Here is a 13,720-nt window from a genome sequence, read left to right as displayed (position 1 = left end):
GTATGCGTTGTTATGGCGACTAGAAATGAAGAAATTTTACGTAAACCGGATTGGTTAAAGATTAAGCTTAACACAAACGATAATTATACTGGTCTTAAGAAAATGATGCGTGAGAAGAATTTACACACAGTGTGTGAAGAAGCTAAATGTCCAAATATTCACGAATGTTGGGGTGCGCGTCGTACAGCTACATTTATGATTTTAGGAGCAGTATGTACAAGAGCATGTCGATTTTGCGCGGTAAAAACTGGTTTACCTAATGAATTAGATTTAAATGAACCAGAACGAGTTGCAGAATCAGTAGAATTAATGAATTTAAAACATGTTGTAATTACTGCTGTTGCACGTGATGATTTAAGAGATCAAGGCTCAAACGTGTATGCAGAAACAGTACGTAAAGTAAGAGAAAGAAATCCATTTACAACAATAGAAATTTTACCATCTGACATGGGTGGCGATTATGAAGCCCTTGAAACATTAATGGCTTCTAGACCAGACATTCTTAATCACAACATTGAAACGGTTCGTCGCTTAACACCAAGAGTTCGAGCTCGAGCAACTTACGATAGAACTTTACAATTTTTACGTCGTTCTAAAGAATTACAACCTGATATTCCAACAAAATCAAGTTTGATGGTTGGGTTAGGTGAAACGATGGAAGAAATTTATGAAACGATGGATGATTTACGCGCTAATGATGTTGATATCTTAACTATAGGTCAATATTTACAACCGTCTCGAAAACATTTGAAAGTTGAGAAATATTATACGCCATTAGAATTTGGTAAAATGAGAAAGATTGCAATGGAAAAAGGATTTAAACATTGTCAAGCAGGACCTTTAGTAAGAAGCTCATATCATGCTGATGAGCAAGTGAATGAAGCAGCTAAAGAGAAACAACGCCAAGGTGAAGAACAACTCAATTAAGTAATAATTTTTAAAAACTATTAAAAATAGAGGCATAAGTGCCTCGCTTATCGAGTATCTATAATTTATGTGATACATAAAATTTCATTATATTTTGATAAATGTGTGTATTGAAGATATCGGTAAGTGATTTATGGTATTTTTGATACTTAGTGCCTCTATTTCATTTTTTTGTAAGGTGAAAATATGATTAAAGTCGACCAACAATATTTTGAATTGATAGAAGAATATAGAGAATGTTTTGATGAGAAAATATTTTCAGCTAGGTATTCGGATATATTAGACAAATATGATTATGTCGTAGGTGACTATGGTTACGATCAATTACGCTTAAAAGGATTTTATAAAGATAGTAATAAAAAGGCAGAAATAAGTAAACGATTTTCAAGTATACAAGATTATATACTAGAATATTGTAATTTTGGTTGTCCTTATTTTGTAGTCAGACGATTGTCACCAAATGAATTTATTGAAGAAATAGATGATAAAGAAGATATCATTGATAAATTACATGATGTTAAGATTCAACCTACTATTCAAGACACAGAAAAACATACCCAAGCTATAGATCAATAGAAGTCCACTAAGTTGAGAGCGTCATCTCAATTTAAGTGGACTTTTATAACATATCTCTTCTATTGAATAACTTCATTTAAATATTCAATAATTTCATCCGCTTCTTCCTTTGATACTCCTAAAATATGAGAAATGTAACCTTCTTCTTCTATATCATCTGAACCTATAATGCCAAATTGATTTGTCTGCATATTTAAAACTAAAGTTTTACCATAATGTCTATCTGTTTGTACAAGCATTAAGTCGTAACGACTATGCTCACCAACAAAGCCGATGAACTGTACTTGGCTTTGTTCTTCATCATCATATAAGTACATATCTATCATAACTCTGACGCTCCTTTATATTGCGAAAACTATTACACTTAAGTATAACGACAAATGATGATGACTGCAAAACTATGGTATGATTAACTTATTAGAAGTATGAAGAGGTGACAAGCGAATGTATTTTGTAGATAAAGATAAACTAACTCAGAAAATCACTTACTTACAAAAGCTCACTGAAGATTACAATGATAATAAAAGGAACCTATATGCTTTTGAACGAATTGGTCAAATGTTAATTGAATCTTCTGTAGATATTGGCAATATGATTATAGATGGGTTTATTTTAAGAGATCCTGGTAATTATAAAGATGTAATAGATATTTTAGAATTGGAAAATGTTATTTCAAAAGAAACACAATCACATATCAATCGAACTATTGATGTTAGAAAACAGTTTGCACATCACTATATCGATTTAAATATGAATAAAATTGAGCCGTTATTTGATGATGCACTACCATACTATAAGCAATTTATTCAAGAAGTAGGACAATTTTTAGAAAATGAAAATGTACCAATTACCGCATTTGGAAAAGGAGCGAATAACTAGTGAAACATTATCAGGCATACTTAATCGATTTAGATGGGACAATGTATAAAGGCACAGATGAAATTGACGGTGCCGCACAATTTATAGATTATTTAAATAATAATCATATCCCGCATCTATATGTAACTAATAATTCTACAAAGACACCTGTTCAAGTTACTGAGAAGTTACGTGAGATGCATATTGATGCTAAACCAGATGAAGTTGTAACTTCAGCATTGGCAACAGCGGATTATATCTCTGAACAGCATCCAAATGCAACTGTATATATGATTGGTGGTCATGGACTCAAAACTGCACTAACTGATGCAGGACTTTCAATAAAGAATGATGAACATGTTGATTATGTAGTTATTGGTTTAGATGAAAAGGTAACATATGAAAAATTATCAATCGCAACATTAGCTGTACGTAATGGAGCTAAATTTATATCTACAAATCCAGATGTATCCATACCTAAAGAGAGAGGTTTTTTACCTGGTAATGGTGCTATTACGAGTGTGGTCAGTGTCTCTACTGGCATTCAGCCAGAGTTTATTGGTAAACCTGAACCAATTATAATGTCTAAGTCTTTAGATATACTTGGATTAGAAAAATCAGAAGTTGCAATGGTTGGTGATTTATATGACACAGACATTATGTCAGGTATTAACGTAGGTATTGATACGATACATGTTCAAACTGGTGTGAGTACGTATGAAGATATTCAATCTAAAGAAATACCGCCTACGTATTCATTTAAAGATTTAAATGTAGCTATTGCAGAATTAGAAAAATAAAATATCATCTATCTGTTTTTGAAATTAATAGAGGTGTGCATATGAATAAAATACTCGTAACACGTCAAATTCCACAACACTACGTAGAGCAACTTAAAAAACTAGGACAACTTGTCATGTGGGAACACGATTTAACGCCTATGTCTAGAGAATCATTTCTTGCTAACGTTGAAGATGCAACAGCATGTGTGATCACATTGAGTGAGCATATTGATGAAGAAGTATTTCTCAGGGCACAACAACTTAAAGTGATTGCTAATATGGCAGTAGGTTTTGACAATATTGATATTTCATTAGCAAAGAAACATGGTGTAGTTGTTACCAATACACCTCACGTACTGACAGAGACAACTGCCGAACTAGGGTTTACATTGATGCTTACTGTAGCACGTAGAATCATTGAAGCGACATCATATATTCAAGAGGGTAAGTGGAAAAGTTGGGGACCCTACTTATTATCAGGAAAAGATGTATACGGTGCAACTGTTGGTATTTTTGGAATGGGTGATATAGGAAAAGCGTTTGCACGTCGCTTACAAGGGTTTGATGCACGGATAATATATCACAATCGCAAACGTGACTTAAATGCTGAAAGAGATTTAAATGCTACATATGTAACGTTTAAATCTTTACTTGAACAAAGTGATTTTATTATTTGCACAGCACCTTTAACCAAGGAAACTGAGAATCAATTTGATGCTCGAGCTTTTAATAAAATGAAAAATGATGCTGTCTTCATTAATATTGGAAGAGGTGCAATTGTAGATGAGGAAGCACTTTTAGAAGCATTAAAAAATCATGAGATACAAGCCTGTGGTTTAGATGTTATGCGTCAAGAACCTATTCAACCTAATCATCCAATACTGAAATTACCTAACGCTGTGGTGTTACCTCACATAGGAAGTGCATCCCAAGTCACTAGAAATCGAATGGTACAACTTTGTATAGATAATATTAAAGCAGTATTAAATAATGATGCACCAATAACCCCTGTAACCTCTTTACACTTTTAAAATTTATTCACGTTAGTCATATTCCATCAATCGAATGTGATAACGTGAATTTTTTTAATTTGATAAAACTAACAATTTTGTTATATCCACTGTAATTGTCTAATCATGGCTTTAGAATTAAAATAATGTTGTTCTTAAAAGTGAGAACCATTTCTAATTGAGTTGTTGACATATGATTTGAATATGTAAAATTTTAAATACAATTCTAAGCAAGACATAAAATTTGAATTGAATTATATTTGAAACATAGATATAATGAATTGTAAAATTAAAATATAAAATGTATATTGTATTGTTTGATGTCTATTAGCAATTATTAAGGTTCATAGTACATGATTTAATATAAGAACATTGAGAAGATTTACGATTAATAATAGTTAGAGTTTGAGAGGTGCTATTTAAAAATGAAAGGAAAAGAGCCTTCTAACAAATATTTTGATAAAATGAAGCCTTACTTAATCACTTTGTTATATTTAGCTATTTTTATAGCGCTATATTTAATTTATGGTAGTGGTGATACACAAAACAACTTCATTTATAATGAATTCTAATGAGGGAGAGTAGTTATGGCAGACTTAATTAATATTCTAAACCACTTCGTTCAGGAACAACCTGAAGCAGTTGCGGTTAGACATACAAATGATGAGCTAACATATAAACAACTTGATGAAGAATCAAGTAAGCTAGCACATCTATTACAAGATAGTAAAAAGCCAATGATTTTATATGGTCACATGTCACCTTACATGATTGTTGGTATGATTGGAGCGATTAAATCCGGTTGTGGATATGTTCCTATTGATACTTCTGTTCCCAAAGAACGTGTGAATATGATTATTGATAAAGTACAACCGGAAATCATTTTTAATACTTCAGATGAGACTTTAGAACAGACAAATGCACAAGTGCTTAAGGTTAGCGATATTCAGGATTCCCAATATCCAATTGTCTTTGATAGTCAAATGAAGCAAAACGATGTAGTATATACAATTTTTACCTCAGGATCTACAGGAGAACCTAAAGGTGTGCAAATTGAATATGCAAGTTTAAATGAATTCGCAGAATGGATGGTATCTTTAAACAAAACTGGTACTGGTAAAGAATGGTTAAATCAAGCGCCATTTTCTTTTGATTTATCAGTAATGGCAATCTATCCTTGTTTAACATCAGGTGGTACTTTAAATCTTGTTGATAAAGATATGATTAAAAAACCTAAACTATTGAACGAAATGTTAGTTCAAACACCAATGAATGTTTGGGTTTCTACACCTTCTTTTATAGAAATGTGTTTATTATTACCTAATTTAAATGAACAACAATATAGTAGTTTAAAGCAATTCTTTTTCTGTGGGGAAATCTTACCACATAAAACAGCTAAAGCCTTAGTTGAAAGATTTCCGAATTCAATGATTTATAACACATATGGACCGACTGAAGCTACTGTTGCAGTCACAAGTATACAAATCACAGAAGAAATTTTAAATCAATATAACCCTTTACCAGTTGGTGTGGCTAGACCTGGTACAAAATTATTTGCTACTGAAGAAGGAGAACTTGTCATTGAGGGGCAAAGCGTCAGTTTAGGTTATTTAAAGAATGAAGAAAAGACAACTGCAGTATTTAATTTTGAAGACGGTGTCAGAACATATCATACTGGGGATAAAGCTAAAATTGAAGATGGATTGTGGTTTATTCAAGGACGTATTGATTTTCAAATTAAATTAAATGGTTATCGTATGGAATTAGAGGAAATTGAAACACAATTACGCCAGTCAAAACATGTAAGAGAGGCTGTTGTTGTGCCGGTTTATAAAAATGGAAAGGTCATACATTTAATAGGAGCAGTAGTACCTACTGAACCTGTAGAAGATAATTTAGCAATGACAACTCATATTAAACACGAACTTAAATCACGCTTACCAGAATATATGATTCCTAGAAAGTTCGAATGGATGGAACAACTACCACTCACATCAAATGGTAAATTAGATCGTAAGAAAATTGCCGAGGTTGTAAACGGATGATACCTTATGGCACATTTACATTTTTCTTAATTGCATTTATCGTTCTTATACCTGTGATAATACTTGGATTCTTAGGTAAGCGAAGTTATATTTACAATGGTATAAGTACAGCAATCATGATTGTCATTATATTCGCATCAGATAAACATAATCTGTTAGGGCAAAAATATCTAAGTGCACAACTTTTTTGTTTTATTATTTATGTCATATGGCAGGTTGCCCTCATTATGTACTACTATCAATCACGACAAAAGAAGAATACTTTTACAAAATTTGTAACAATTATGGTGTTGTCTATTCTCCCTCTAGCAATTGTTAAAATATTACAGAGTTCATGGTTAGGTGGACATCAAATTCACTTCCATGAAAGTAAATTAATTGAATTTGTAGGATTTTTAGGTATCTCATACGTCACTTTCAAAAGTGTTCAATTAATTATGGAGATTCGTGATGGTTCTATTAAAGAAATCAAAGTAGGGAAATTGATACAATTCATTTCATTCTTCCCAACCATTTCATCTGGACCTATTGATAGATATAAACGTTTTGTGAAAGATGATAAGAAAGTACTTAGCGGTGTAGAGTACAGAGAACTTGTTGTCAAAGCAATTCATATGATTATGTTAGGGTTCTTATATAAATATATTATTGCGTATTTGATTCAGACTTACGCTGTTAATCCTTTACAACTTAACCTGCATGGATTTACTCATATGTGGCTATATATGTACGCTTATAGCTTATATTTATTCTTTGATTTTGCTGGATACAGTTTATTCGCGATTGCAGTGAGTTATTTATATGGTATTAAGACACCGCCTAACTTTAAACAACCGTTTAAAGCCAAAAATATTAAAGATTTCTGGAATAGATGGCATATGACTTTATCTTTCTGGTTTAGAGATTGTATCTATATGAGATCTTTATTCTACATGTCACGTAAGAAGTTATTAAAAAGTCAATTTGCAATGTCAAATGTAGCGTTCTTTTTAAACTTTTTCATAATGGGAGTATGGCATGGTCTTGAAGTATATTACATTGTATATGGATTATACCACGCAGCGTTATTCATAGGTTATGGTTATTATGAGCGTTGGCGTAAAAAGCATCCACCACGTTGGCAAAATGGTTTCACTACAGCTATAAGTATTATCATTACCTTCCATTTTGTAACTTTCGGATTCTTAATTTTCTCAGGCAAATTTATTTAATAAAGGAGTAATTAATTATGGAATTTAGAGAACAAGTATTAGATTTATTAGCAGAAGTAGCTGAAAACAACATTGTGAAGGAAAACCCAGATGTAGAAATCTTTGAAGAAGGTATTATTGATTCATTTCAAACTGTAGGTTTACTTTTAGAAATTCAAAATAAATTGGATATTGAAGTGTCAATTATGGACTTTGATAGAGATGAGTGGGCAACTCCTAATAAAATTGTAGAAGCTTTAGAAGAGTTACGATGAAACTGAAACCATTCTTACCCATTATAATCAGTGGCGTCATATTTATTATATTTTTATTTTTACCAGCAAGTTGGTTTACTGGTCTTGTGACAAATAAGACGTTAGCTGATAATAGAATTTCTTTAACTGATCAAGTTTTAAAAGGCACGCTCATTCAAAATAAATTATTCGAGTCAAATAAGTATTACCCGATTTATGGTTCAAGTGAACTGGAAAAGGATGATCCTTTTAATCCAGGTATAGCGCTAAATAAACAAAATGCTAGTAAAGAAACGTTCCTTATTGGTGCGGGAGGTTCGACAGATTTAATTAATGCAGTTGAACTTGCAGCGCAATACGACAATTTAAAAGGAAAGAAATTTACATTTATTATTTCTCCACAGTGGTTTACGAATCATGGATTAACAAATCAAAACTTTGATGCTCGTATGTCACAAAGTCAAATCAATCAGATGTTTAATCAAAAAGATATGCCAGCTAATTTGAAGAAACGGTATGCACAAAGATTGTTACAGTTTCCGCATGCACACAATAAGTCATACCTTAGAGAACAAGCAAAACATCCCAATGATGTCTCTGGAAACTACATTTCTTCATTTAAAGAAAATCAATTAACTAAGATTGAAGCTATTAAATCATTATTCTCATTCACTAAGCCACCTCTAGCAGAAGTAAAACCTGCAACAAGAGAAGATGCTTCATGGGATGAGATGAAACATAAAGCTGCCGATATAGGCAAAGCAAATACTCAATCTAATAAATATGATATAAGAGATCCATATTGGAAATTGATAAAACAAAACAAGCGTAAAATCAAAAGGGATTATGAGTTCAACATTAACTCACCCGAGTTCCAAGATTTAAAATTATTAGTGCAAACGCTACATGCTGCTGGAGCTGATGTACAATATGTTAGTATACCTTCAAATGGAAGATGGTATGATCATATAGGTATCAAAAAAGATAGACGTGAAGCTGTATATAAAAAGATTCACTCAACTGTAGTTGATAATGGTGGGAAAATTTATGATTTGACAAACAAGGACTATGAAAAGTACGTAATTAGTGATGCTGTTCATATTGGATGGAAAGGTTGGGTTTACGTCGACCAGCAAATTGCAAGACATATGGATGGTCATGCGCCTAAAAATCATGAAGTCGATTATTCTAAAAATAAACCACCGCACAAACATCACAACGATCGTCAAGATGATCAACATCAAGGCAACAAATAATATTATTAACCGAAATAAAATTAAGTGAGCTAGGTACAGAATTCGTTATTTCATCCCGTGTAACGAGATTTATAAAGGAAATACCTCGACGTAATGTATTTTTCGTTTACTTCTTTGATAGCCAGTATATAAAATGCTTAGGAACAATGTTTTGTATCCTAAGCATTTTATTGTTTTATTTAGCATCATAGAGTTAATATTAGTGCGCTATGACTTCATTTATTAATTTCTATCAAATTAAAAAACCTAGGACGTCACTATCTATCCTAGGTTAATAAATAATTATATAGGGATGTATTAGAATACTTGTTCTACTTCTATTACACCTGGAACTTCTTCATGAAGTGCACGCTCGATGCCAGCTTTTAAGGTAATTGTAGAACTAGGACATGTTCCGCAAGCGCCATGTAATTGTAGCTTAACAATACCATCTTCAACATCTACAAGCGTACAATCGCCACCATCTCGTAATAAGAATGGACGCAAACGTTCTATAACTTCTGCTACTTGATCAAACATTGTTGGATTCTCAGTAGGCATGTGACATGTCTCCTTTCAGAGCAATTATTTCATAATCATTATTATTACATTATAATAGATAAAGTAGTAAAAATCTATAAAACAAGATAGGGGATTTTAATGACTAAAATTAGTGTTGTCGTATATGGAGCAGAAGTCGTTTGTGCGAGTTGTGTAAATGCACCTACATCTATAGATACTTATCAATGGCTTCAAGCATTACTTTTAAGAAAGTTTCCTCAACATCATTTTGAATTTACATATATTGACATACGAAATGATACTGAAAATTTAACTGATCATGATATGCAATTTATAGAAAGAATTAATGAAGATGAATTGTTTTACCCATTAGTTACGATGAATGATGAATATGTAGCAGATGGTTACATACAATATAAACAAATAACCCGTTTTATTAAATCATATTTTACTATGTAAGATTAAAAGAGGGGGGCAATATTCATACTAACGATGTGCCTCAATTGACAGTGTCTGTGTTATTTTTTAGTGAAAATCTTCATTTTTAGGCTATATCTTTTATTGAGAAGAAGGACATTTCAATGCTGTCATAGTTTGTGATTATTAATTAAGAACCTAGGGAAATGTAAATGCCCTAGGTTCTTTATTTATTAACCATTATGATATTTATAGCGCCACAGAACACCTGATTTTAGAATAGAGGCTAATCGTCCGGTAACTGTTCGATCCATGATATAAGCAAAACCTTGTTTGTCACCTAAAGAGCCTAAAAAGCCCTGTACTTTAATTTCAGGCATTTTATCTGGAAGTGGTTCGTTATTCCATTGCTTCTTCAAAACCTCAGCAATCTGTTCGCCTTGTAGTTCTGCTAGTTGAGCACTGGGGGCATGTGGTAAATTAGCACAGTCACCTACGACATAGACATTTCTATAGGTTGGGACTTGATGGTACTGATTAATAATCACACGTCCAGAGGTACTCATATCAATAGGAAGATTACGCACAATTTCAACAGGTTGTATGCCTGCTGTCCAAACGACTAAATCAATATTTTCTGGTTTACCATTATTATAAATTTTTCCGGGTTCTACTCTGTCGATGACTGAATTAGGCACTACAGTAACATTGTGTTTAGAAAACCAATTAGATATGTATTTACTCAGTTTCTCAGGAAAATTCCTTAAAATTCGAGGCCCTCTATCATATAATAAAATTTCCAAGTCTGATCGACTTTCACGTAGTTCGCTCGCTAATTCAATGCCACTTAAACCTGCCCCAACGATACCTACACGTGCCCCTTTAGGTAACTCGCTAATTCTATGGTATGTTTCACGCGATTTAGATAATGTTTGAATGCTATGTGTATATGCTTCAGCACCAGGGACATTATGATATTTATCCTCACACCCTAGACCAATGATAAGTTCGTCATAATCTATTTTTGAATTTCCAACTGTTATCATTTGTTCGTCTAAATCTATATCACTGATTTCCCCATAAACCGTATTAATTTGACTGCTATCTGGAAATTGGATTCGCACCTCTTTGTCAGATTTAGTTCCTGCTGCAAGTGCATAAAATTCAGGTTTTAAACCGTGGAATGGCATGCGGTCGATTAAAGTTAAGTGATATCCCTCAGGAATTGAATGAGGTAAAATGCGCGACATAATTCGCATATTACCATAGCCCCCGCCTAGTAATACTAAGTTTTTCATTGATTAATACCCCTTTGTTATAATTGTTTTATTGAAACCCTTTTCAAAAATCACTAGAATACTCTAAATGAAGATGATTCCTAGTCCCTGATAGTTATAATACTTGTATGCATGACTATTATATCTATTTTTCAAAATGACTACAAACAAATGTAGAATGCAATTTAATTATTATGAAATTTAAAAAGATAAACAAAATTAAAATCGTCATACCGACTGATAGTCAGGACATTGAATACTTTGTTATAATGTTTAAACTAATAAAGATAAGAAGGTGACTTATGTTTCCGTTAGTGGAGTTCTGTATTTCAAATATGGCCAAAGGTAGTGATGTTGTATTTGAAAAATTAGAAAATGATCCTAACATAGATGTCCTTGAATACGGTTGTCTACAAAATTGTGGTCTATGCGCAAGTAGCTTGTATGCCCTTGTAGATGGTGATATTGTTGAAGGTAACACACCAGACGATTTATTAAAAAACATATATCAACATATCGAAGATAATGATATAACGAATTTGTTATAGAGATTAAAAAATTATGGGAGGTTTTTTATATGCCAACAGTCATTTTAACTGAAGCGGCAGCATTTGAAGTTAGAGACATGTTAAAAAATAACGACATGTCTGATGGTTATTTAAAAATTAAAGTAAATGGTGGAGGATGCACAGGATTAACTTATGGTATGTCAGCCGAAGCAGAACCTGGTGAAAATGATGAAATTCTCGAATACTATGGTTTGAAAGTTCTAGTAGACCGAAATGATGCTCCTGTATTAAATGGAACAACAATTGATTTTAAACAGTCACTTATGGGTGGAGGATTTCAAATAAACAATCCTAATGCTATTGCCTCATGTGGTTGTGGAAGTTCATTTAAAACAGCTAAAGTCGCTGGAAATCCAGAGCAATGTTAATTTCATATTGCCATCCGAAATTAAATTAAACTTTTCACAAACTATCCCTATTGTAGCTTGAAAATATAGGGTAAAAGCTATAGAATTAAAATTAGATTAAAAGTGTCTTTTATGTGAACAACTGAAGAGCAAAACCCAAAAAAGACTTGAAAATTTTAAATGTTGACTAAGACTATAAAGAAAGAGACAATTTGGCTTGTCATATGTTTATAGCCTTTATCTACATTGTTGGTTGGTTAAAATATTATGAAAGCTTAGGTGAATTAGAGATGGCTCAAGATCGTAAGAAAGTGCTCGTATTAGGTGCAGGTTATGCTGGTTTACAAACTGTAACTAAATTACAAAAAGAACTTTCTGCTGATGCAGCGGAAATTACTTTAATTAATAAGAATGAATATCATTATGAATCAACTTGGTTGCATGAAGCTTCTGCCGGTACGATTAATTATGAAGATTTATTGTATCCTGTTGAGAAAACTGTCAACAAAAATAAAGTGAATTTTGTTGTTGCTGAGGTAACAAAAATTGATCGTAATGCTAAACGTGTAGAAACTGATAAGGGTGTTTATGACTTTGATATCTTAGTTGTTGCACTAGGTTTTGTTAGCGAAACATTTGGTATTGATGGTATGAAAGAACATGCTTTCCAAATTGAGAACGTTTTAACTTCTCGTAAGTTGTCTCGTCACATTGAAGATAAGTTCGCAAATTATGCTGCTTCTAAAGAAAAAGATGATAAAGATTTATCTATTTTAGTTGGGGGAGCTGGATTTACAGGAATTGAATTTCTAGGTGAATTAACTGATAGAATTCCTGAATTATGCAGTAAATATGGTGTTGATCAAAGTAAAGTGAAGTTAACATGTGTTGAAGCAGCACCTAAAATGTTACCGATGTTCTCAGACGACTTAGTTAGTTATGCAGTAAAATATTTAGAAGACCGTGGAGTAGAATTCAAAATTGCAACACCTATTGTCGCTTGTAATGAAAAAGGTTTCGTTGTTGAAGTCAATGGAGAAAAACAACAATTAGAAGCCGGAACTTCTGTATGGACTGCTGGAGTGCGTGGAAGTCATTTAATGGAAGAATCATTTGAAGGTGTTAAACGTGGACGTATTATCAATAAACAAGATTTAACAATTGAAGGTCATAATGACATCTTTGTTATAGGAGATTGTTCAGCGTTTATTCCAGCTGGTGAAGAGCGTCCATTACCAACAACAGCTCAAATTGCTATGCAACAAGGTGAGCATACTGCTAGCAACATTAAACGTTTATTAAATGGTGAATCAACACAAGATTTCCAATATGTTAACCGTGGAACTGTATGTTCATTAGGTGCTAATGATGGTGTTGGAATTGTATATGGTAGAGATATCGCTGGTAAAAAAGCAGCATTCTTGAAGAAAGTTATTGATACTCGTGCGATTTACAAACTTGGTGGCATAGGATTAGCCTTTAAAAAAGGAAAATTTTAATCAAGTAATAGATATAAAAAAACAATAAAAAGGTACGAGACATAATTTGTTGTCTCCCTTAGCAAAGATGACTAGAGTTAAAATATGTAAACAACTCAAATTAATTTTGTCATCGATTGTTTATATTTTAATAATGAGTGTGGGACATAAAGTCCCAGGATAAGTAAAAAAAGACAATTTCTATTGAAATAATATAGAAATTGTCTTTTTTA

General features: G+C 32.5%; 17 protein-coding genes. 14 read left to right on the top strand and 3 right to left on the bottom strand.

Translation table 11 applies throughout. From position 1 onward, the window contains the following. Nucleotides 1-12 precede the first annotated feature (12 nt). Together lipA and AC1Q7N_RS10240 are read left to right on the top strand one after the other, a co-directional pair. Nucleotides 13-927 carry a lipoyl synthase gene (lipA, locus tag AC1Q7N_RS10245; RefSeq protein WP_001831979.1) on the top strand — a complete coding sequence of 305 codons (915 nt, stop codon included), beginning with the start codon at nucleotides 13-15 and terminating at the stop codon, nucleotides 925-927. A 186-nt stretch (nucleotides 928-1,113) separates the two neighbouring features. Then, nucleotides 1,114-1,503, top strand: coding sequence for a YutD family protein (locus AC1Q7N_RS10240; protein WP_049387417.1), 390 nt, complete (start codon nucleotides 1,114-1,116; stop codon nucleotides 1,501-1,503). Nucleotides 1,504-1,562: 59 nt separating this feature from the next. Here AC1Q7N_RS10240 and AC1Q7N_RS10235 read toward each other — a convergent pair whose 3' ends face one another. Further along, a complete protein-coding gene (locus AC1Q7N_RS10235) occupies nucleotides 1,563-1,829 on the bottom strand; it encodes a DUF3055 domain-containing protein (RefSeq protein ID WP_001831957.1) in 267 nt (88 codons plus the stop codon). A gap of 118 nt (nucleotides 1,830-1,947) precedes the next feature. Here AC1Q7N_RS10235 and AC1Q7N_RS10230 point away from each other — a divergent pair, with 118 nt between their 5' ends. The 8 genes from AC1Q7N_RS10230 (at nucleotide 1,948) to dltD (ending at nucleotide 8,898) form a co-directional block, all read left to right on the top strand. Further along, nucleotides 1,948-2,382, top strand: coding sequence for a DUF86 domain-containing protein (locus tag AC1Q7N_RS10230; protein ID WP_001831932.1), 435 nt, complete (start codon nucleotides 1,948-1,950; stop codon nucleotides 2,380-2,382). After that, nucleotides 2,382-3,161 carry a TIGR01457 family HAD-type hydrolase gene (locus AC1Q7N_RS10225; protein ID WP_001831998.1) on the top strand — a complete coding sequence of 260 codons (780 nt, stop codon included), beginning with the start codon at nucleotides 2,382-2,384 and terminating at the stop codon, nucleotides 3,159-3,161. Before AC1Q7N_RS10230 ends, AC1Q7N_RS10225 begins: the two co-directional genes overlap by 1 nt. A 41-nt stretch (nucleotides 3,162-3,202) precedes the next feature. Further along, on the top strand, nucleotides 3,203-4,174 hold the full coding sequence (locus AC1Q7N_RS10220) for a 2-hydroxyacid dehydrogenase (protein WP_001831897.1): 972 nt from the start codon (nucleotides 3,203-3,205) through the stop codon (nucleotides 4,172-4,174). A 404-nt stretch (nucleotides 4,175-4,578) separates the two neighbouring features. Beyond that, a complete protein-coding gene (locus AC1Q7N_RS10215; protein ID WP_001831913.1) occupies nucleotides 4,579-4,725 on the top strand; it encodes a teichoic acid D-Ala incorporation-associated protein DltX in 147 nt (48 codons plus the stop codon). Between the two features lie 15 nt (nucleotides 4,726-4,740). Next, on the top strand, nucleotides 4,741-6,198 hold the full coding sequence (dltA, locus tag AC1Q7N_RS10210) for a D-alanine--poly(phosphoribitol) ligase subunit DltA (RefSeq protein WP_001831977.1): 1,458 nt from the start codon (nucleotides 4,741-4,743) through the stop codon (nucleotides 6,196-6,198). Next, a complete protein-coding gene (gene dltB / locus AC1Q7N_RS10205; protein WP_001831920.1) occupies nucleotides 6,195-7,409 on the top strand; it encodes a D-alanyl-lipoteichoic acid biosynthesis protein DltB in 1,215 nt (404 codons plus the stop codon). Before dltA ends, dltB begins: the two co-directional genes overlap by 4 nt. Before the next feature lie 17 nt (nucleotides 7,410-7,426). Then, nucleotides 7,427-7,663: a D-alanine--poly(phosphoribitol) ligase subunit 2 gene (gene dltC, locus AC1Q7N_RS10200; RefSeq protein ID WP_001831996.1), complete on the top strand. Its 237-nt coding sequence runs from the start codon at nucleotides 7,427-7,429 to the stop codon at nucleotides 7,661-7,663. Continuing rightward, nucleotides 7,660-8,898 carry a D-alanyl-lipoteichoic acid biosynthesis protein DltD gene (gene dltD, locus AC1Q7N_RS10195; protein ID WP_001831904.1) on the top strand — a complete coding sequence of 413 codons (1,239 nt, stop codon included), beginning with the start codon at nucleotides 7,660-7,662 and terminating at the stop codon, nucleotides 8,896-8,898. The genes dltC and dltD overlap by 4 nt, the downstream gene beginning before the upstream one ends. A gap of 297 nt (nucleotides 8,899-9,195) precedes the next feature. Here dltD and AC1Q7N_RS10190 read toward each other — a convergent pair whose 3' ends face one another. Beyond that, entirely contained in the window at nucleotides 9,196-9,438 is a 243-nt protein-coding gene (locus AC1Q7N_RS10190) for a NifU family protein (protein WP_001831958.1), read from the bottom strand. 99 nt (nucleotides 9,439-9,537) lie between these two features. Here AC1Q7N_RS10190 and AC1Q7N_RS10185 point away from each other — a divergent pair, with 99 nt between their 5' ends. Next, complete coding sequence (locus tag AC1Q7N_RS10185; protein ID WP_001831951.1) at nucleotides 9,538-9,858, top strand: YuzD family protein; 321 nt, start codon at nucleotides 9,538-9,540, stop codon at nucleotides 9,856-9,858. A gap of 191 nt (nucleotides 9,859-10,049) precedes the next feature. Here the strand turns inward: AC1Q7N_RS10185 and AC1Q7N_RS10180 are convergent, their stop codons facing one another. Beyond that, a complete protein-coding gene (locus AC1Q7N_RS10180) occupies nucleotides 10,050-11,114 on the bottom strand; it encodes an NAD(P)/FAD-dependent oxidoreductase (protein WP_001832001.1) in 1,065 nt (354 codons plus the stop codon). A gap of 281 nt (nucleotides 11,115-11,395) precedes the next feature. On the opposite strand from AC1Q7N_RS10180, the gene AC1Q7N_RS10175 reads away from it, so the two are divergent. From AC1Q7N_RS10175 to AC1Q7N_RS10165, 3 genes are all read left to right on the top strand, one after another. Beyond that, nucleotides 11,396-11,641: a YuzB family protein gene (locus AC1Q7N_RS10175; RefSeq protein ID WP_001831896.1), complete on the top strand. Its 246-nt coding sequence runs from the start codon at nucleotides 11,396-11,398 to the stop codon at nucleotides 11,639-11,641. A 29-nt stretch (nucleotides 11,642-11,670) separates the two neighbouring features. Next, nucleotides 11,671-12,030 carry a HesB/IscA family protein gene (locus tag AC1Q7N_RS10170; protein WP_001832002.1) on the top strand — a complete coding sequence of 120 codons (360 nt, stop codon included), beginning with the start codon at nucleotides 11,671-11,673 and terminating at the stop codon, nucleotides 12,028-12,030. Between the two features lie 269 nt (nucleotides 12,031-12,299). Beyond that, nucleotides 12,300-13,508: an NAD(P)/FAD-dependent oxidoreductase gene (locus AC1Q7N_RS10165; RefSeq protein ID WP_001831966.1), complete on the top strand. Its 1,209-nt coding sequence runs from the start codon at nucleotides 12,300-12,302 to the stop codon at nucleotides 13,506-13,508. The last annotated feature ends 212 nt before the right edge of the window (nucleotides 13,509-13,720 follow it).

The sequence above is a fragment of the Staphylococcus sp. GW823-FHT05F06 genome, assembly GCF_058795495.1.
This window is presented reverse-complemented; position numbering and strand designations above follow the sequence as displayed.